At 57.6% G+C, this 17909-nt stretch carries 17 protein-coding genes; 2 read left to right on the top strand and 15 right to left on the bottom strand.

Going from position 1 to position 17909, the window contains the following annotated elements; translation table 11 throughout:
* Positions 1–118: 118 nt before the first annotated feature.
* Genes WG938_RS08000 through WG938_RS07990 form a run of 3 tightly spaced genes read right to left on the bottom strand, consistent with a single transcriptional unit; the run spans position 119 to position 2464 of the window.
* Positions 119–475: a hypothetical protein gene (locus WG938_RS08000; RefSeq protein WP_339979523.1), complete on the bottom strand. Its 357-nt coding sequence runs from the start codon at positions 473–475 to the stop codon at positions 119–121.
* A gap of 25 nt (positions 476–500) precedes the next feature.
* Positions 501–1079: a hypothetical protein gene (locus WG938_RS07995; protein WP_339979521.1), complete on the bottom strand. Its 579-nt coding sequence runs from the start codon at positions 1077–1079 to the stop codon at positions 501–503.
* Positions 1079–2464, bottom strand: coding sequence for a glycine--tRNA ligase (locus WG938_RS07990; protein ID WP_339979518.1), 1386 nt, complete (start codon positions 2462–2464; stop codon positions 1079–1081). The genes WG938_RS07995 and WG938_RS07990 overlap by 1 nt, the downstream gene beginning before the upstream one ends.
* Before the next feature lie 90 nt (positions 2465–2554).
* On the opposite strand from WG938_RS07990, the gene WG938_RS07985 reads away from it, so the two are divergent.
* On the top strand, positions 2555–2983 hold the full coding sequence (locus WG938_RS07985) for a Fur family transcriptional regulator (RefSeq protein WP_339979515.1): 429 nt from the start codon (positions 2555–2557) through the stop codon (positions 2981–2983).
* A gap of 83 nt (positions 2984–3066) precedes the next feature.
* On the opposite strand, the gene WG938_RS07980 is transcribed toward WG938_RS07985, so the two are convergent.
* The 12 genes from WG938_RS07980 to WG938_RS07925 form a co-directional block, all read right to left on the bottom strand.
* Complete coding sequence (locus tag WG938_RS07980) at positions 3067–3795, bottom strand: isoprenyl transferase (protein WP_339979513.1); 729 nt, start codon at positions 3793–3795, stop codon at positions 3067–3069.
* 63 nt (positions 3796–3858) lie between these two features.
* Positions 3859–4569 (bottom strand): DNA repair protein RecO, encoded by a 711-nt coding sequence (recO, locus tag WG938_RS07975; RefSeq protein ID WP_339979511.1) that lies wholly within the window; start codon positions 4567–4569, stop codon positions 3859–3861.
* A gap of 38 nt (positions 4570–4607) precedes the next feature.
* Positions 4608–5531 (bottom strand): GTPase Era, encoded by a 924-nt coding sequence (gene era, locus WG938_RS07970; RefSeq protein WP_339979648.1) that lies wholly within the window; start codon positions 5529–5531, stop codon positions 4608–4610.
* 22 nt (positions 5532–5553) lie between these two features.
* Positions 5554–6873, bottom strand: coding sequence for a hemolysin family protein (locus WG938_RS07965; protein WP_339979509.1), 1320 nt, complete (start codon positions 6871–6873; stop codon positions 5554–5556).
* Positions 6870–7403, bottom strand: coding sequence for an rRNA maturation RNase YbeY (ybeY, locus tag WG938_RS07960; RefSeq protein WP_339979506.1), 534 nt, complete (start codon positions 7401–7403; stop codon positions 6870–6872). The genes WG938_RS07965 and ybeY overlap by 4 nt, the downstream gene beginning before the upstream one ends.
* Positions 7400–8386 (bottom strand): PhoH family protein, encoded by a 987-nt coding sequence (locus WG938_RS07955; protein WP_339979504.1) that lies wholly within the window; start codon positions 8384–8386, stop codon positions 7400–7402. Before WG938_RS07955 ends, ybeY begins: the two co-directional genes overlap by 4 nt.
* Before the next feature lie 72 nt (positions 8387–8458).
* A complete protein-coding gene (locus WG938_RS07950) occupies positions 8459–9226 on the bottom strand; it encodes a 16S rRNA (uracil(1498)-N(3))-methyltransferase (RefSeq protein ID WP_339979501.1) in 768 nt (255 codons plus the stop codon).
* 24 nt (positions 9227–9250) lie between these two features.
* Complete coding sequence (gene dnaJ, locus WG938_RS07945; RefSeq protein ID WP_339979498.1) at positions 9251–10384, bottom strand: molecular chaperone DnaJ; 1134 nt, start codon at positions 10382–10384, stop codon at positions 9251–9253.
* Positions 10385–10485: 101 nt separating this feature from the next.
* On the bottom strand, positions 10486–11517 hold the full coding sequence (gene hrcA / locus WG938_RS07940) for a heat-inducible transcriptional repressor HrcA (RefSeq protein ID WP_339979496.1): 1032 nt from the start codon (positions 11515–11517) through the stop codon (positions 10486–10488).
* Positions 11518–11622: 105 nt separating this feature from the next.
* Positions 11623–12765: a radical SAM family heme chaperone HemW gene (gene hemW / locus WG938_RS07935; RefSeq protein WP_445292913.1), complete on the bottom strand. Its 1143-nt coding sequence runs from the start codon at positions 12763–12765 to the stop codon at positions 11623–11625.
* A 5-nt stretch (positions 12766–12770) separates the two neighbouring features.
* Positions 12771–13451, bottom strand: a complete 681-nt coding sequence (locus tag WG938_RS07930) for a hypothetical protein (RefSeq protein ID WP_339979491.1) — start codon at positions 13449–13451, stop codon at positions 12771–12773.
* Between the two features lie 114 nt (positions 13452–13565).
* Positions 13566–15398 (bottom strand): AMP-dependent synthetase/ligase, encoded by a 1833-nt coding sequence (locus WG938_RS07925; protein WP_339979489.1) that lies wholly within the window; start codon positions 15396–15398, stop codon positions 13566–13568.
* Between the two features lie 240 nt (positions 15399–15638).
* On the opposite strand from WG938_RS07925, the gene malQ reads away from it, so the two are divergent.
* Positions 15639–17858, top strand: coding sequence for a 4-alpha-glucanotransferase (malQ, locus tag WG938_RS07920; protein ID WP_339979487.1), 2220 nt, complete (start codon positions 15639–15641; stop codon positions 17856–17858).
* Positions 17859–17909: the final 51 nt, after the last annotated feature.

Below are 17909 nucleotides of genomic sequence, written 5' to 3'. Positions count from 1 at the left end.
AAACCGCTAATTGCCCGCTTCTTCAATTGTTGGTTCTGGCGCGCGAACCAAAAGGTGAAAAGGCGGGCAATAAGTGCAAAAAGGTCAGCGTTAGGCCCCAAACAGACTTGCAAGTAAGTCAGATATAGACGTCCGGGTGCTCCATCTTCCAGCACACCAGTGCTGCAGCGACTAGCAAGTCCTGGGCAGGAAGCGCCTGGTCAGATTCCTCAAAGACAACGAAGCGACTCTTTGAGTATTTGGCAATCATGTGGTCGTCGTAAAGTACAAACCACGAGCGACCTTGCCGTTTGATGCGGACGGAATCCGCGGGACCAGACACGGTCATTTTGGTGGCGAGGAAACCATCGGGACGCGCGACATAATCCACATCAGGTGCGCTGATGCGAAACGCTTGGCCACGTCCCTCAATGGTCCACCCAGCGGTGAGTGGCTGCCCGTCTTCGTAGACAGTTGCGTTATCAAGCAGCCACATTATCTGCGCCTCTCTCCGCTCAGACCTATGCCACCCACGCCCACGCGAGGTAGGCGATCAGCAGGATCAGGCAGATGGTCAGAATCCACGTCGACGACACCATACGTGCTTCCAGCACCCGGCGGGCAGTCCACGCGAGGAAGATCTTCTGCTCATCCGGCAGCGCGCGACCAACTTCGGTGTCGTACTGAATCTCCGCATGGCGGACACCACGGCTCGCGCCGGTGAACTGGCCGATCTTGTCTGCGTCATTTTCGATGACGTAGTTGGTCGAGCCTTCACACACGATGCGTGCCGACGAGTCGCCGAAGTCAACGTTAATCGCCTTCGAACGCGCAATCTTCTTGCCATCCGCCGACGTAGCCGAGTAGACACGACCGTCAGGAAGCGTGCCGGAAAGCGAGTTTTCGTCAGCCTGCAGAGCCCACGTTCCGTTAGCTTCGATGGAGTCCTTGCCGTCGTGGCGAACGTACTCGCCGACGACCTGGTCCTCGCGAAGAATCGGAGTGCGGTCCTTCTTCGGATCACCCAAGCTCCACGATTCCCATGTGACGTGAGAACCGTCAGGCATCGTGACTTCGTGATCGCCCTCGTGATCGCTCATTAGCAGCCCACCAGACGCTGTGCGAGGTAGCCTTCCAGCTCGTCGATAGCTACGCGCTCCTGAGCCATGGTGTCGCGGTCGCGGACCGTGACAGCGTTGTCTTCGAGGGTGTCGAAGTCAACGGTGACGCAGTATGGCGTACCAATCTCGTCCTGACGACGGTAACGACGACCAATAGCGCCGGAGGTGTCGTAGTCAACCGACCAGAGGCCACGCAGCTTGTCAGCAACAGCCTCCGCGGTTGGGGTCAGCGTGTCCTTCTTCGACAATGGCAGCACAGCAACCTTGATTGGCGACAGGCGCGGATCCAGCTTCAGCACGGTACGAGTATCGGTGCCGCCCTTAGCGTTTGGCACTTCTTCTTCCTCGTATGCGTCGCACAGGAACGCCATGAGTGCACGAGTCAGACCGAAGGAAGGCTCGATAACGTACGGAATGTACTTCTCACCCGTGACCTGGTCGTGGTAGCGCATGTCTTCGGTGGAGTGCTCCAAGTGGCAGCCGAGGTCGTAGTCGGTGCGGTTAGCGACACCCATGAGCTCGCCCCACTCGTTGCCGGAGAAACCGAAGCGGTACTCGAAGTCGATGGTGCGTGCAGAGTAGTGTGCACGCTCGTCGTCTGGGACATCAAACTGGCGCATGTTATCCGGGTTCACGCCAAGGTCGATGAACCAGTTCCAGCACGCGTCTACCCACTCGTCGAACTTCTCAGGCGCATCGTCCGGCGCCACGAAGTACTCGATCTCCATCTGCTCGAACTCACGAGTACGGAAAATGAAGTTACCTGGGGTGATCTCGTTGCGGAATGCCTTACCAGTCTGGCCGATGCCGAATGGCGGCTTCATACGCGACGTCGTCATAACGTTCTTGAAGTTCACGAAAATGCCCTGAGCAGTCTCTGGACGCAGGTAGTGCAGGCCAACCTCGTTGTCCACTGGACCAAGGTAGGTCTTCATCAATCCGGAGAACAGCTGTGGCTCGGTCCAGTTACCTGGCTGGCCAGTCTCTGGGTCTGGAACATCTGCAAGACCGTTTTCAGGAGCGTGGCCGTGCTTAGCCTCGTATGCCTCAAGCAAGTGGTCTGCGCGGTAGCGCTTGTGGGTGTGCAGCGACTCGACCAGAGGGTCAGTGAACGTTGCGACGTGCCCGGAAGCTTCCCAGACCTGGCGAGGCAGAATAATCGACGAGTCGAGGCCAACGACGTCCTTGCGGCCGTTAACGAAGGTCTTCCACCACTGGCGCTTGATGTTTTCCTTCAGCTCGACGCCGAGGGGACCGTAGTCCCACGCAGAGCGGGTTCCGCCGTAAATTTCACCGCAAGGGTAAACAAAACCCCTGCGCTTACACAGGTTAGCGACGGTATCGACGACAGACTTAGGGGCCACTGCCTCTTCTGCTCCTTAGTTGCTGGACATGGATTCACCCAACTCTAGTCGTAAAGGACTGTGTTATGCACTTGAGGGTATGGTCAAGGTATGAAAGGCGCTAAGAAGATCGGCGTACGCAACACCCGCCAGCGAAAAGCCGTTGTCACGGTGATGAGCGAAGACCAGAATTTCCGCTCTGCAGCTGAGATCCACCGCACCCTTACCGATAAGGGCGAAAAAGTTGGTTTGACCACTGTTTATCGCACCTTACAGTCATTGGCCGAGATGAAGGCCGTTGACGTGTTGCACCACGATGGATCCGAAGCCCTGTACCGTCTGTGCAGCGATAGCCATCATCACCATTTGGTGTGTACCGATTGTGGCGAAACCGTGGAAGTCGGCGGCGGCCCGGTTGAGCAATGGGCAGACCAGTTGGCTACCGAACATGGTTTCCAGCTCACCGGTCATTCCGCTGAGGTTTTTGGTCTGTGCGGGGACTGCCAAGCCCCAGACACCGACACGCAGCCAGCCCAATAGCTCACTAGCCCGGAACCACACACTGTTGACTCTGCATCAGGTGCTCTGCACCAGGGCATTAGGCGCACTACATCAGAGTTGACCTAAGCGCGACCGAACCGTCGGTCGCGCTTCGCGTATTCCACAACAGCTTCCCGCAAATCTTCACGACCAAAGTCTGGGAATAGCTTGTCCTGAAACACCATCTCTGCATATGCCGACTGCCAGATCAGGAAGTTCGACGTCCGCTGCTCCCCCGACGGGCGCAGGAATAAGTCCACGTCCGGCATATCTGGCTCATCCAGGAACTGGCTAAACGACGACTCCGTTAAGTCATACTCGCTCAACTGACCAGCTGCTGCCTGCCGAGCAATTTCCTTCGCCGCGTCAACGATTTCAGCGCGACCACCGTAGTTGACGCACATGTACAACGTCAATGCGTCATTGTCATTGGTCTGATCTTCGGCAATTTCAAGCTCTTTAATGACGGAACGCCACAATCGTGGTCGTCGTCCAGCCCAGCGCACCCGGACGTTCTTGCCATCCAGCTCATCGCGACGCCGACGCAATACGTCACGGTTGAACCCCATGAGGAAACGCACCTCATCAGTGGAACGTCGCCAATTCTCCGTGGAAAATGCGTAAGCCGACAGGTGCTTCACGCCCATTTCGAGGCACGCATCAACACATTCCATCAGCACGGCTTCGCCACGCTTGTGGCCTTCGGTGCGCTTCATGCCACGTTCTTCTGCCCACCGGCCGTTGCCATCCATGACAAGGGCAATGTGGTTCGGCACGAATTGTTCTGGCACTGGGGGATTCAACGTAGTCACCCTTCTATTGTGCCTTACGACGACCCGGTAAATGTCGCTTGCCACTGACCATCGAGCGCGCGCCTACCACTGCGCATCGACAAGTTTGAGCGCCGTAATCCGTCGCCCCAGATGAAACTCAAGATGAGCCGTCGCCAATGCCCGCGCCCGTGATCCCACATGAGCATCAGTAGTCGACAGGTCTCCCCTACTTAGATGCCACATCAGTCGCAGCACCTCAGTATCCACGCCTGTTCCAGGTGGCCTGCAGTTCGTACACACTGCCCCGCCCAACGCCGGTGAAAAGGCATGATGAGGTCCCGCCTTGCCACAGTTCGCGCACTCAAAAAGGCTCGGCGCCCAGCCCGTATGTTGCATGGCCTGCAAAATATAAGATGTCAGGGCAAGCCCTGGCGTATACGTCGTGACGTTGTCCAACGCTCCAACCGTCATGTCCCACAATTGCGGGTCCGGCTCCAGCACTAAACGCTCGGCGACTTCCAACACTGCACAGGCGCAGGTGTATCGGGCGTAGTCGTCGACAAGCGGAGCAGCCCAGGTGCGAATCGTGTCGACGCTGTTGATCGTGCCAAGGTTCCGCCCCGGATAAATCAGCGCGTCAATTTCCACGAATGGCGATAGGCGCGATCCGAATCTTGACTTCGCTCGTCGGACTCCCTTTGCGACGGCTCTCACCAAGCCGTGCTCCCGAGTGAAAAGGACGATAATCCGATCGGCTTCACCGAGGTCATGCCGGCGCACCACAATGGCGCGATCGCGAAATGGTTCAGCCACGAAGCAGCTCCCCTACCCAGGCGCACATACGCCAGAGGCTAGAAGCCCAGGCGTCCAAGCTGCTTCGGATCGGACTGCCAATCCTTCAACACCTTGATGCGCAGGTCCAGAAAGACGTTGGTGCCCATCAGCTCGATGAGTTCCTTACGCGCTTTCTGGATAGTCGACTTCAAACGACGACCATCGCGGCCTTGCAGAATCATCTTCTGGCCGGGACGCTCCACATAAATGACTGCGTGAACATCGGTGCAGTTAGGACGATCGCTTGGCAGAATTTCATCAATCTCGACCGCCACAGAGTGCGGAAGTTCGTCACGTAGGCCACCAAGAGCAGCCTCACGAATCAGCTCGGCCATGCGGGTGCGCTGATCCTCATCAGTGACATGCCCATCTGGGTACAACTTCGGACCTTCAGGCAGCTGCGAACCAATGACCTTCGCCAACGTCTCCAGGTTCTCCCCCGACGTAGCCGAAACTGGCACCAACTCGACGTCGCCAAGCAAAGCATGCAATTCGAGTAGACGCTCCATCACTTGGTCGCGCGAAGCCTTATCGACCTTCGTCACGATGCCCATCAGCGGCGTATTCGGACACGCTTCTTTCACGGAATCGAGAATCCAGCGGTCACCTGGGCCGATCTTTTCATCAGCAGGAACGGCCAGCGCAATGAGATCGACATCGGCATATGCCTCCGCCACCATGTCGTTCAGACGCTGACCGATGAGCTTGCGTGGCTTATGCAGACCCGGCGTATCGACGACCACAATCTGGCATTCCGGACGATGCACGACACCACGAACAACGTGGCGAGTCGTTTCCGGCTGGTCCGCGGTGATGGCGATCTTCTCGCCCACCAGCGCATTCGTCAGCGTTGACTTGCCAGTATTCGGGCGGCCAACGATGGACACGAAACCGGAACGAAAACCCTCTGGTGCCGAGTAGTCGTCAGCAGATCCGCCCATTCCGGCTGACGCCAGCATGTCCTCAAGATTCGCCATTAATGTCCTTTCCAGACTGCACTGGTTCCACAATTACCGCATGCACACGCATGCGACCACGACGATCGCGAGAACCTTCTGCCGTGAGTTTAAGGCCTGCGACCTCAACTTCCACACCCGGCAACGGGACTCGCCCTAATTCGTACGCAAGCAAACCGGAAACGGTGTCGACTTCTTCTTCCATCTCCGGTGAGAATTCCAGTTCGATGTCGTGCGCTTCGTGATACAACTCAGCCAACTCATGGATCCCCAGCCGCGCAACCACGCGGTACTTCGTGCCACCGAGTTCTTCAACTGGTGCGCGTTCCGCATCGTCATATTCGTCGGCAATCTCGCCGACGATCTCTTCCAAAATGTCTTCAATGGAAATGAGACCCGCGACGCCACCGTATTCATCGACAAGAATGGCGATGTGGTTGCGATCTCGCTGCATTTCGTCGAGCAGATCATCAAGTGGCTTCGAATCCGGAACGAACACAGCCTTACGCATCACCGCAGTCACCGGCACCCCTCGACCACCATCTGTGCGGTCATAGGTCTGCTGCACCAGATCCTTCAAGTACACGACACCGATGATGTCATCAACGCTGTCGCCAATAATCGGAATACGCGAATGTCCTGACCGCACGCACAGCGTCACCGCCTGACCACAGTGCTTATCCGCTTCGATCCACACCATCTCCGGGCGTGGCACCATCACGGAGCGTGCCGACGTCGATGCCAAATCAAACACCGACTGAATCATGCGACGCTCGTCGTACTCCACGATGCCGCGTTCCTGCGCAATATCGACCATCTCGCGCAGCTCAACTTCGCCTGAGAACGGCCCGTCCTGGAAACCGCCGCCTGGAGTGACAATATTGCCGACACCAATCAGCAGTTTTTCCACCGGGCCAAACAGCTTTGCGACGAACTCCACCGGAAGCGCCGACCCCAAAGAAATGGAGTACGGATTTCGCTTACCCAAAGTCCGCGACGTCACACCCAGCACGACGTAGGTAAACAAGCTCATGACCGTAATGGCGGCGAAAATTGCCCTCACATCGGACTCGATGAATTCAGACGCTACGACCGCAACGAGAATCGCAGCTGACACTTCGCACAACGTCCGAAGCAGCACAAGCACGTTCACATGCCGTGGACGATTATCCAACACCCGCAGGAGGGCTTTTGCCCCGGCGACTTCGTCGCGAAGCATTTCCATGACTCGGGCGCGAGAGATCTGCGAAAGAGCAGTTTCAACGGTGCTAAGCACACTGGCAATAACCAGGAGAACTACAACAATAACGATGACCCAAGGGCTCACCGGCCGTCAGCTCCCGAAGGGAAAGCTGCGGGAGTGATGGGCTTGGCTGGGAACTCGACGCCACGGGTTTCAATGTCGTCGTACCAATCGGCCAGCAGGCCGTTTTGGATCTTGAACATCTCGTGTTCTTCTTCAGCCGTGACGTGGTCATAGCCCAACAGATGCAACACACCGTGGACGGTCAGCAATACAAGTTCATGGCTCAGTGGGTGGCCAGCCTTTTCCGCCTGCTTCGCAGCAAACGTTGGGCACAGCACGATATCTCCGAGCATGGCAGGTCCAGGCGTGGCTGCATCGGGGCGACCAGAGCCGGGGGTCAGCTCGTCCATGGGGAAGCTCATGACATCGGTTGGACCTGGCAGATCCAACCAACGGACGTGCAAGTCCTCGATGGTGGCTTCATCGACGATGTGCAGCGACAGCTCAGCTGCTGGGTGTACATCCATGCGACCAAGTGCGTACTTGGCAACGTCAATGAGCGATTCCTCGTTAACACCAACACCGGACTCGTTAAAAACCTCAATAGTCACTTCCGTGCCTCCGATTTTTGTGCTTCGTATGCGTCGAAGTCGTCATATGCCTCCACGATCGAGGTGACTAGGGGGTTTCGCACCACGTCGGTCGATCCGAGTGCCGGGAAGGCAATACCTGGTACTCCATGCAGAACCTTACGGGCAACGGCCAGGCCGGACTTGGTGCCTCGCGGCAAGTCCACCTGGCTTGCGTCGCCGGTAATGACCATCTTGGAGCTAAACCCGAGTCGGGTTAGGAACATCTTCATCTGCGCTGGTGTCGTATTTTGCGCCTCATCGAGAATGATGAACGCGTTATTCAACGTGCGACCGCGCATGTACGCCAGCGGTGCCACCTCAATGACACCGGATTCCATGAGTTTAGGAATCATTTCGGGTTCCACCATGTCCCGCAGAGCGTCGTGAAGCGGGCGCAAGTATGGGTCGATCTTTTCGTGCAATGTGCCAGGCAGAAAGCCAAGATTCTCGCCAGCTTCGACGGCAGGGCGAGTCAGAATAATGCGCTCAACGCTTTTGTTTCGTAGCGCCTGGACTGCCTTGGCCATTGCCAAATAGGTCTTGCCGGTCCCCGCAGGGCCGATGCCGAACACAATTGAAAACTGGTCAATGGCATCGACGTAGCGCTTCTGGCCCTCGGTCTTTGGGCGCACTGTCTTTCCTCGATGCGACACAATCTCCGCCGCCAGAGTGCTGGTCGCATTACCGCCACGATCAACAATGCCAATCGCCCGGCGGACGGACTCTACGGACAGCTCATGTCCTCGGCTTGCCATTGATTCAAGCTCTTTAAAAGCCTGCGCAGCAGTCGCAACCTCATTCGGACGGCCCTTCACCGTGACCGTCGCGCCGCGAACATGCAGATCTGCGCCCAGCAGCTCGCCGAGCAGTCGCAAGTTTCGATCCGCCTCGCCCAGAACTATCGGGGCGAACTCAGGATCCAATTCGATAACTGCTGACGTGCGATAATCAATACTTTTCATTAGCCGTTAATCCTAGCCCTAAAACATGTGGCCCGGCGCGCTATATACGTCACGCGCATTACCTCTCGCCCACTACGGCCAACGATTCGTCAGCGGTCCTAGCGCACTAATCGCGCTCGCTCCCGCCAACGCCGTCCGCAGTACCGTCGGTCCCAACACCAGTGTGTGAGCACCGATCTCTGCGAACTGCTCGACCTCAGTCGGATCCACGCCACCTTCTGGCCCGACAATGAACATCACTTCGTCGCAATCGCGCGCCTGCGCCGCGAACTCTGCAAACGGGGCTGACGCGGACTCGTGCAGAACTGCAACCATGCCACCGCCTGCAATACACTCCTGTGCTCGCTTGACGACGCCGTGAGTATCGTGCAGCTCCAATACCGGTGGGATCCACGCCCGGCGCGCTTGCTTTGCCGCCTCACGCGCTGAGTGTGCCCACTTCTGGCGCGCCTTTTCCTGTTTGTTTCCTACCCACTTTGCGACGCAGTTTCGCGCCGACCACGGAATGATGCAGTCGACACCGACTTCTGTCATGAGGTCAACGGCAAGTTCCGCCCGATCAGATTTGGGTAGTGCTTGCACCACAGTGACGTGTGGCCCAGGGCGCTGCGCGATGCTGGACACTGCGACGTCGCACGCCACGGTCATCGAGTTGCCAGAGCCAGCGATACTGCGGATCTCCGCTTCGAGATACCCATCCGCACCATTGGTGAGCCCGATGAGCTCCCCGATGCCCAGGCGACGCACACCAATGTGCTTCGCCTCTGGGCCGTCGATGGTCACTGTGGCACCGACCTCAGGAAGCTCCGTGAAGTCGATGAGAAAGACAGGCAGCGTCATGGTTATCCGCAGGTGTGCTCGGTGCTATCGGCGGTTACGGAATCGAGAGAAGAAACCTCTGGAAGAGGTTTCATCTGCCACCTGGGTGTCTTCGCCACGGTGGTCGCGCAGCTTCTCCAGCAGTTCCCGGGACTTGCCGTCGAGCTTAGTTGGTACTTCCACATCGACATGAGCGATGAGGTTGCCGGCACCTTCACCACGCAGGCGTGGCATACCGCGGCCCTCCACACGAATGCTCTGCGCTGGCTGAGTGCCTGGCTCCACGTCAATGGAGAACGTCTCGCCAACAAGGTCCTCGACCTCGAAATCTGCGCCCAATGCAGCGTCGACCATGGGGACGCGCACAGTCATGTGCAAGTCGTCGCCTTCACGACGGAAGACTGGATGCGGTTCAGCATGAACTTCGACGTACAGGTCACCAGCTGGGCCACCACCTGGCCCAACTTCACCCTGACCAGCCATGCGGATACGCATGCCGTCGCCAATACCTGCCGGGATGTTGACCGTGAGGTCGCGACGAGAACGAACACGTCCGTCACCACTGCAGTTCGAGCATGGATCTGGAATGATCTCGCCAGTACCCGCACAGGTTGAACATGGGCGCGATGTCATGACATTGCCAAGGAACGAACGCTGCACCTGCTGAATTTCACCAGTGCCGTTACAGGTCTTACATGGCTGTGGCTTGGCCTTCGTCTTCGATCCAGTACCTTCACAGACGTCACACAACACAGCGGTGTCTACGGTGATGGGCTTACGAACACCGGTGAAGCACTCATCCAAACCGAGCGAGATGCGCAGCAGTGCATCAGCACCAGGCTGCACGCGCGAACGACGCTGACGTTGTCCGCCTGCGCCACCAAAGAATGCTTCGAAGACATCACCGAGTCCACCGCCACCAAAGCCACCGAACCCGCCACCGGCCATACCTCCAGTTGGATCCAATGGGTCGCCACCCAGGTCGACGATGCGTCGCTTTTCGGGATCAGACAGCACTTCATGTGCTTCCGATGCTTCGCGGAACTTTTCGGCAGCAGTTTCATCGTCCGGATTGCGGTCCGGGTGATACTTCAGCGCGAGCTTTCGGTACGCCTTCTTAATTTCTGCGTCCGAGGCATCTTTTTCTACTCCGAGAATGCCGTAGTAATCACGAGCCACCGTCAGATACTCCCTTAGGACCTATGCGATAAAACGAATATGGACAAAGTACAGATGAATGTACAAGCTAAATGAACAAACAAGCATTGTACGGGCTAGCTTCAATCTCCTAAAACCCGACCCACGTACTGTGCAACAGCAGCGACCGATGCGATTGTTCCCGGATAGTCCATATACGTCGGGCCAACAACACCCAGTCCACCCAAAATCGCCGAGCCCGTGCCATAGCCAGTCGACACAATCGAGGTGCCACGAAGCTCTTCATCTTCGTTTTCCTCACCGATGGATACCTGGACTCGGTGCAGGTCTTGCGCAGCCGACAACAGCTTCAAAACGACGACCTGCTCTTCCAACGCCTCCAACACCTGTGGCAACGTCGACGGCAAGGCTCCACGCATTGGCCCACGGGTCAGATTCGATGCACCTGCCAAGATCAAGCGGTCATTCGGGCGCTCGATCAGCGATTCCACGAGTACCGTCGCGCACCGAATCACAACATCACGCATCTCGGCTGGTGCGTTCGCAGCCAAGTCAGACATGGCAACTGCTGCTTCATTCAGCGTCTTGCCATCCATCGCGCGGTTGAGCTGCTCCCGCAATGCTGGAACTAACTCGGCATCCATAGGCGTTGCCAACTCGACATTGCGCTGCTCCACACGACCGGTGTCAGTAATAACAACCAGCAATAGGCGCACATCCGCCAACTGCACGACCTCGCAGTGTCGCACCCGAGACACCTGCAACGTCGGCACCTGCACCACGGCTACCTGTCGCGTGAGCTGGCTGAGCAGCTGCACGCTGCGTCGTAAGACGTCCTCCAAGTCGACGCCACCTTCAAGGAACTCCAAGATGGCACGGCGTTCCGGGACCGACAACGGTTTGACCTGAGAGATCGCATCCACGAACCGGCGGTAGCCCTTTTCCGTGGGAATGCGCCCCGACGAGGCATGCTCCTGCGTGATGTACCCCTCAGCCTCCAACACGGCCATGTCATTACGAATGGTTGCGGAGGACACCCCGAGGTTGTGGCGCTCGACAAGTGCTTTCGAACCGACAGGCTCCTGCGACGACACGAAATCGGCCACGATTGCTCGCAAAACTTCTTGACGACGACGTTCAGTCTGACTCGACATAGTGCGGTGACCTCCCCACTCGACCTGGCACGTGTGCATGAACTCCCTACATACTAGCGAGGAGACGCGCCAGGTGAGACGCACACAGATGACAACGCCTGTGCGTTAGCTCAACACATCAAGAATGATTGCGTCTGCCAGCAGCCGGCCAGCTTCTGTGAGCATCACCCGATTGTCGCGACGCTGCAGCATACCCGCTGCTACCTGCGCATCGACTCGACGAGTCTCGTCCGCCGTGAGCACCTCGGCTGCAATGCCTTCGTGGAGACGCAACCCAAGCATGATGTGCTCGACGTGCCGGTCTTCAACAGATAGTTCTTCCCGATCTGCGATCGGCAGCTCACCACCGGAAATCGTGGCTGCGTACCGCGCCGGGTGCTTCACGTTATAAAAACGCGTGCCGCCGAGATGCGAATGTGCCCCGGGACCTGCTCCCCACCAGTCGCCGTCACGCCAATAGAGCATGTTGTGTCGGCACTGCCCACCTGGTTTCGACCAATTCGATACCTCGTACCAGCCGAAGCCTGCACCGCTTAATGCCCGATCGATACGTTCGTAGCGGTCGGCGAGGTCGTCGTCGTCAGGCATTGGCAGCTCACCCTTGCGAACCTTGCGGAACATCGCAGTGCCCGGCTCCACAATGAGCGAATACGCAGAGACATGATCAACGTCGGCGGACAACACCGCATCGAGGGACGCGTCGAGATCAGACATCGACTCCCCCGGAGTGCCGTAAATAATGTCTAGGTTGACGTGCTCGAACCCAGCAGCCCGCGCCTCCCGCGCAGCCTCGACCGGACGACCCGGGGTGTGCGTGCGATCCAATGTCGCCAACACATGCGGAGCCACCGACTGCATTCCCAAACTCAACCGCGTGAAACCAGCTTCACGAATACCCGCAAAAAACTCCGGCGACGTCGACTCCGGATTCGACTCAGTCGTCACCTCGGCCCCATCGGCGAGGCCATAGGTGTTTCGGACCGCATCCAACAATCGCGCCAACCCCGACGCACCAAGAAGTGATGGCGTGCCACCACCTATGAACACGGTGTCGGCGGGACGAATATCGTCGCCACGCTCGGACTGCTTTGCGACGGCCATCTCTAGCTCATGAGCGATCGCATCAAGGTATGAGCCAGTTGAGGTCGACGAACCAAGCTCGCCCGCCGTGTAGGTGTTGAAATCGCAATAGCCACAACGGGTAGCGCAAAACGGAACGTGCACATACACGCCGAAAGCGTCAGTCACTGAACTCACGCGTGTTCCATAGTCTGGCGAGCAGCGCGCTTCTGGTTGATGCGACGCACGACGTCGTCGATACGTGAACGTTCAATGAGGAACGCTGGTGGCTTCCTGCCACGCAACGTCCGGGCGACTGCCGGATGCGTTTCGGGAACGGTCACACACCACGAGGCTGCGGCGCTCAACGCGCGACGGCCACAGTGCGCATACAGGTGTGGAAGCATCACTGCGCCAAGGTTTTCTACACCGCGAATGTTTTCGGCGGATAGCCAATCAGCGAGTTCATCGAGGTAGGTCGCCACAGCATCTGAACGTGCCGCCATGGCTTCGGTGACAGCAGGCACTGGCACCGGGTGCTGCAACGGCGTAGGGATGGCATTAAGGCGCTCGACATCAATCGCAACCGGAGCAGCCTCAGCTGGTCGAAGGTGGAACGGCGAAAACTCCCCACGACGGATACCCGATGTGAATGCCTGGCGAAGCCCTGCAAGCTCACCCACCAGCGGGCGGGCATCCTCCACTGCTTCATCGACAATGTCAGCCAATTCCAGCACGCATTCGTCGACCAAATCGCGATCAACATCAGCGATGGCCTGACTCAAATTGTTGATGTACTCAGCGACTTCATCACCGATGTCAAACAACTCTTGCGTAACTTCACGCAGACGGAGGCGGGCATCGTAATGATCCACCAGCAACCTCCTTGAAATCGGCTTTCCACACACATGCGCCCCCTACCTTAGGTGGGTAGAGGGCGCTAATGAGGGAGCAACACGGTTTGATAACGCGCGTTTTGAAACGGTTACTTACCGCTGGTACATCTGCTCAATCTCATGTGCGAAACGATCCATGACGACGTTGCGCTTAATCTTCATCGTCGGGGTCAGTTCACCGTCTTCTTCGGTCAGATCGCGTGGCAAAATATGGAACTTCTTGATGGCCTCCGCGTGCGAGACAAGCTCGTTTGCGGCGTTCACTGCATCCTGAATCTCGGCACGCAGCACAGCGTTAGTCGCCAGCTCGCGAATGCTGGTGTTTTCAGGCAAGCCGTGCTCGATCTTCCACTTCTTTGCCGCTTCTTCATCCAACGTGACCAAAACGGAAATGAACTTACGGCCGTCGCCAAGCACAACCGCCTGGGAAATCAGTGGGTGCGTACGCATCCGCTCTTCCAGTGGCGTTGGGGACACATTCTTACCACCAGCGGTGACAATGATTTCCTTCTTGCGACCGGTCACGCGAAGGTGTCCGGTCGGATCCAGCTCACCAATGTCGCCGGTGTAGAACCAGCCATCCTTCAGCGCCTCGGCAGTGGCCTTTTCGTTGTTCCAGTAGCCAGCGAAAACAACTGGGCCCTTGAGCATAATTTCGCCGTCGCCGGCGATGCGCACCGAGCAGCCACCACACGGGCGACCAACGGTGCCGATAACCTGGTCTTCAGGGTTGTTCACCGTGATAGCAGCTGCGGTTTCGGTCAGGCCGTAGCCTTCATAGACGTTGACACCCAAGCCACGGAAGAAGTGCGCCAAGTCGGTCGACAGTGCGGAACCACCAGAAATGGTCGTTGATACCGCATCACCCATGGCTGCCTTGATCTTGCGGAACAGCAGACGGTCATACAGAGCCAAGCGAGCCTTCAGCATTCGCGAAGGTCCCTGCGGGGTGTCCAATGCCTTCGAGTACTCAATTGCGGTTGCTTCGGCCCGCTCGAACATGGCCTGTCCAACTGGCCCCTTGTCCTTGGCAGTGGCATATGCCGAATCGCGGACCTTCTCGAAAACGCGCGGCACGCCAAGAATTAGGTGCGGGCGGGAACGCTGGAATTCAAGCGTCACCGTGGATGTATCAGCCCAGTGGGACTGCGTCGCACCGGAAACGATGGCAGCCAGCGACACGGCGTTTGCCAGCACGTGCGCCAGTGGCAGGAATGTCAGCACGCGGTTGCCTGGGCGGGCGATCAAACCAATTGGGTTGGTCAAGATGGTGCGTACTTCTGCCAGCCAGTTACTGTGCAGCAGCATGCAGCCTTTCGGGCGTCCCGTCGTGCCTGAGGTGTAGATAACAGATGCGAGATCATCGGCCTTTGTGTTGTTGATGCGCTTAGTGACTTCGTCGTCAGGAATATCGCGACCTTCGTACATCAACGTGTCTACGGCCGACGCATTGATCTCGACGACGCGACGCAGCTTCGACGATGTCTCCGTCACAGCGGACTTGCCGTTTTCGTCGACGACAAACAGCTTCACCTTGTCGGTGTGCTCACGAGCTTCGGTGATAGCAAAGACCGCACCAGAGTCTTCAACGATCCAGCGGATCTGATCACTCGAGGACGATCCGTACACAGGAACGATCGTGGCACCAGCCATCCAGATACCGATGTTCAGGAGATTCCACTCATAGCGCGTTTCCGACAGCAACACAACGCGGTCACCCGCCTGCACGCCATTTGCGATCAGCCCCTTGGCCACAGCAAAGGCTTCATCCCAGAACTCCTGAACCTGAACGTTTACCCATTCAAAGTTCTTCGGGCGGCTAAACAGAACCAGCTTCGGGCGCTTCGTGACAAGGTCGCGGAGAGAAGTGATAACCGTCTCATCTTCACCGATCACAAATTGTGCTTCGGTCGTGTATTCACGCATAGGCTCTTCCGTCTCCTTCAATAATGCAGTCCAGGGATGCAGAGTGCGATTGTGATGCAAATTACGTATCCCCAAACTTACGACACGATCCCGCTCGCGTTGTGGAATCCCAAAAAATATTCTCAAAAGAACACTACTGCAGATTTATTCCCGTTTCTGGAGCGTCTTTCTGCAACCAGTCCCCGACTTCGGTTCAACCTTCCCTTGACAGTTAACGCGCCTGAATCACCTTTCGCTGGCATGATGAAAAAGGTGACCACTCTCGACGCGACTATTCCCGTGACCTCCCCGCTGGCAGATTTGGCAAAAGATGTCGGCATCGCCACTAACTACTACGCCTTTGACGGCGAGTACGTAACGGTATCTCGCCGCACCATTTTGAAGGTGCTGGCGGCTCTAGACATTGATTTAGGCGATGACCCTACCGACGAGGAAGTAGAGGCAGCACGCACGGCGTGGGCCGATGATCGCTGGTCTCAGCTGTTACCACCGGCTGTTGTCACCCGTCGCGGTCGTTACAACACCGTCATCGTGCACGTCCCAGACGGCACCAAGGTCTCCGTCTCTGCCTTACTTAACGACGGCACCGTGCATCCATTTGCCCAAGTCGAGCACAACGTAGCACCTCGTGTCGTCGACGGCGTGTCTATTGGCGAAGCCGCCTTCGCAATTCCTGAAGATTTGCCTCTTGGCTGGCATCGCCTGCGCGCCGACAATGACGGCACGATTGCCGAATGTGATCTCGCAGTCACCCCTGAGCGACTGTCCACGGCAGACAAGTTCGTCGCAAAGCCGGCCTCTGGAATTATGGCGCAGCTGTACTCGGTTCGTTCGGACCGAAGCTGGGGCATTGGCGATCTGTCCACGCTCGCGGATTTGGTGGCGGAAGCTGCGAAGTACGCGGATGCTGATTTCGTGTTGATCAACCCGCTCCACGCAGCCGAGCCGTGTCCTCCAGTCGAAAACTCGCCGTACTTGCCGACGACTCGTCGCTACACCAATCCTCTGTATATCCGACCTGAGCTGATCCCAGAGTTCGGTTACTTGGACGAGGACGAGGCGGATGTTGCGCGTGCTACGGCTGCCGAGTTCCGCGAGTTGAACCACACGACCACCGAGATTGAGCGCAATCCTATTTACGCAGCGAAGCTGCGGGTGTTGCGCGCTGTCCATAGGGTGCCACTGTCCCCTGCTCGCGCGAGTGATTACGAGCGCTTCTTGGCTCAGGAAGGCCGTGGCATTTACGACTACGCGCAATGGTGCACTCAGCGTGAAATCGATTTGCGCCTGGCTGCGCGTGACGACGAATCGTTTGCAAGCAACTCCTTCGCAGATCACGTGGAGCCATTTGGGGCACATGAGGACATCGAGGCGTTCCGTCAGGAAACGATGGATTTCCATTGCTGGATGCAGTGGATTGTCGACGAGCAGCTGGCAAACGCACAGAAGGAAGCCACCGATGCCGGCATGCGCATCGGTGTGATGGCAGACCTGGCAGTCGGCGTTCACCCAGGCGGTGCCGACGCGGAAAATCTTGCAGAATGGCTTGCCCCAGATATTTCCGTGGGCGCCCCACCAGATGGTTTCAACCAGCAGGGCCAGGACTGGTCGCAGCCACCATGGAATCCACACAAGTTGGCAAAGGCTGGTTACCGCCCGTGGCGTGACATGCTGCGCACGATCCTGCGTCGCGCAGGTGGTATCCGCGTTGACCACATTCTTGGTCTGTTCCGCCTGTGGGTCATGCCACGCATGGAACCACCAACGGAGGGCACCTATGTGTACTTCGACCATGAGGCAATGGTCGGCATCCTGGCGTTGGAAGCTGAACTCGCGGACGCAGTCGTCATTGGCGAAGACTTGGGCACATTCGAACCGTGGGTGCAAGACTACCTTGCCGAACGTGGCGTGATGGGTACGTCCATCTTGTGGTTCGAGTCCGACGGTGATCACCCGAAGCCAGCCGAGCACTACCGCTCGTTGTGCTTGTCTTCAGTAACCACGCACGACTTGCCACCGACTGCTGGATACCTGGCCGGCGAGCACATTAAGCTGCGCGACCGCCTCGGTATTCTCCTCAGCGATGCCGACGAAGAAGAAAAGCGTGACTTCGCGTGGATTGCCAAGGTACTGGCCGCAGCACAGTCTGCCGGCTGTTTTGCAGACACCGATGCTGCCTACGTGAACTTCGAGGCATTGCAGCGCGATGATCTGCCTGACGTCGACATCCTTATCGAAGGTTTGCACAAGTACCTCGCACGCACTCCTTCGGCGCTGAAGTGCGCGGCGCTGACCGACTTGGTGTCGGACAAGCGCACCCAGAACCAGCCGGGCACGGTTCACGACCAGTACCCGAACTGGTGTGTTCCACTTACCGACGGCGACGGCAACGCAGTGTTGGTCAGCGACTTGGTCGACTACCCATCGTTTGCGGACGTCACAAAAGCGATGAACGGGTAGCTAGGCACACCACTCACCATGACTTAGGGTGTTCTCATACGCCCTGGTTAT

Source organism: Corynebacterium sp. H113 (assembly GCF_037572315.1).
Taxonomy (GTDB): Bacteria; Actinomycetota; Actinomycetes; order Mycobacteriales; family Mycobacteriaceae; genus Corynebacterium.
The sequence above is the reverse complement of the archived record's forward strand: the minus strand, read 5'-3'. Positions and strand labels throughout refer to the sequence as shown.

Excerpts from the sequence above, each read along its gene's own strand:
- malQ (WP_339979487.1), top strand. The coding sequence starts at position 15,639 with ATGATGAAAAAGGTGACCACTCTCGACGCGACTATTCCCGTGACCTCC.
- WG938_RS07985 (WP_339979515.1), top strand. The coding sequence starts at position 2,555 with ATGAAAGGCGCTAAGAAGATCGGCGTACGCAACACCCGCCAGCGAAAA.
- WG938_RS07955 (WP_339979504.1), bottom strand. The coding sequence starts at position 8,386 with ATGAAAAGTATTGATTATCGCACGTCAGCAGTTATCGAATTGGATCCT.
- WG938_RS08000 (WP_339979523.1), bottom strand. The coding sequence starts at position 475 with ATGTGGCTGCTTGATAACGCAACTGTCTACGAAGACGGGCAGCCACTC.
- WG938_RS07925 (WP_339979489.1), bottom strand. The coding sequence starts at position 15,398 with ATGCGTGAATACACGACCGAAGCACAATTTGTGATCGGTGAAGATGAG.
- WG938_RS07995 (WP_339979521.1), bottom strand. The coding sequence starts at position 1,079 with ATGAGCGATCACGAGGGCGATCACGAAGTCACGATGCCTGACGGTTCT.
- hrcA (WP_339979496.1), bottom strand. The coding sequence starts at position 11,517 with ATGTCGAGTCAGACTGAACGTCGTCGTCAAGAAGTTTTGCGAGCAATC.
- WG938_RS07950 (WP_339979501.1), bottom strand. The coding sequence starts at position 9,226 with ATGACGCTGCCTGTCTTTCTCATCGACTTCACGGAGCTTCCTGAGGTC.
- era (WP_339979648.1), bottom strand. The coding sequence starts at position 5,531 with ATGGGCGGATCTGCTGACGACTACTCGGCACCAGAGGGTTTTCGTTCC.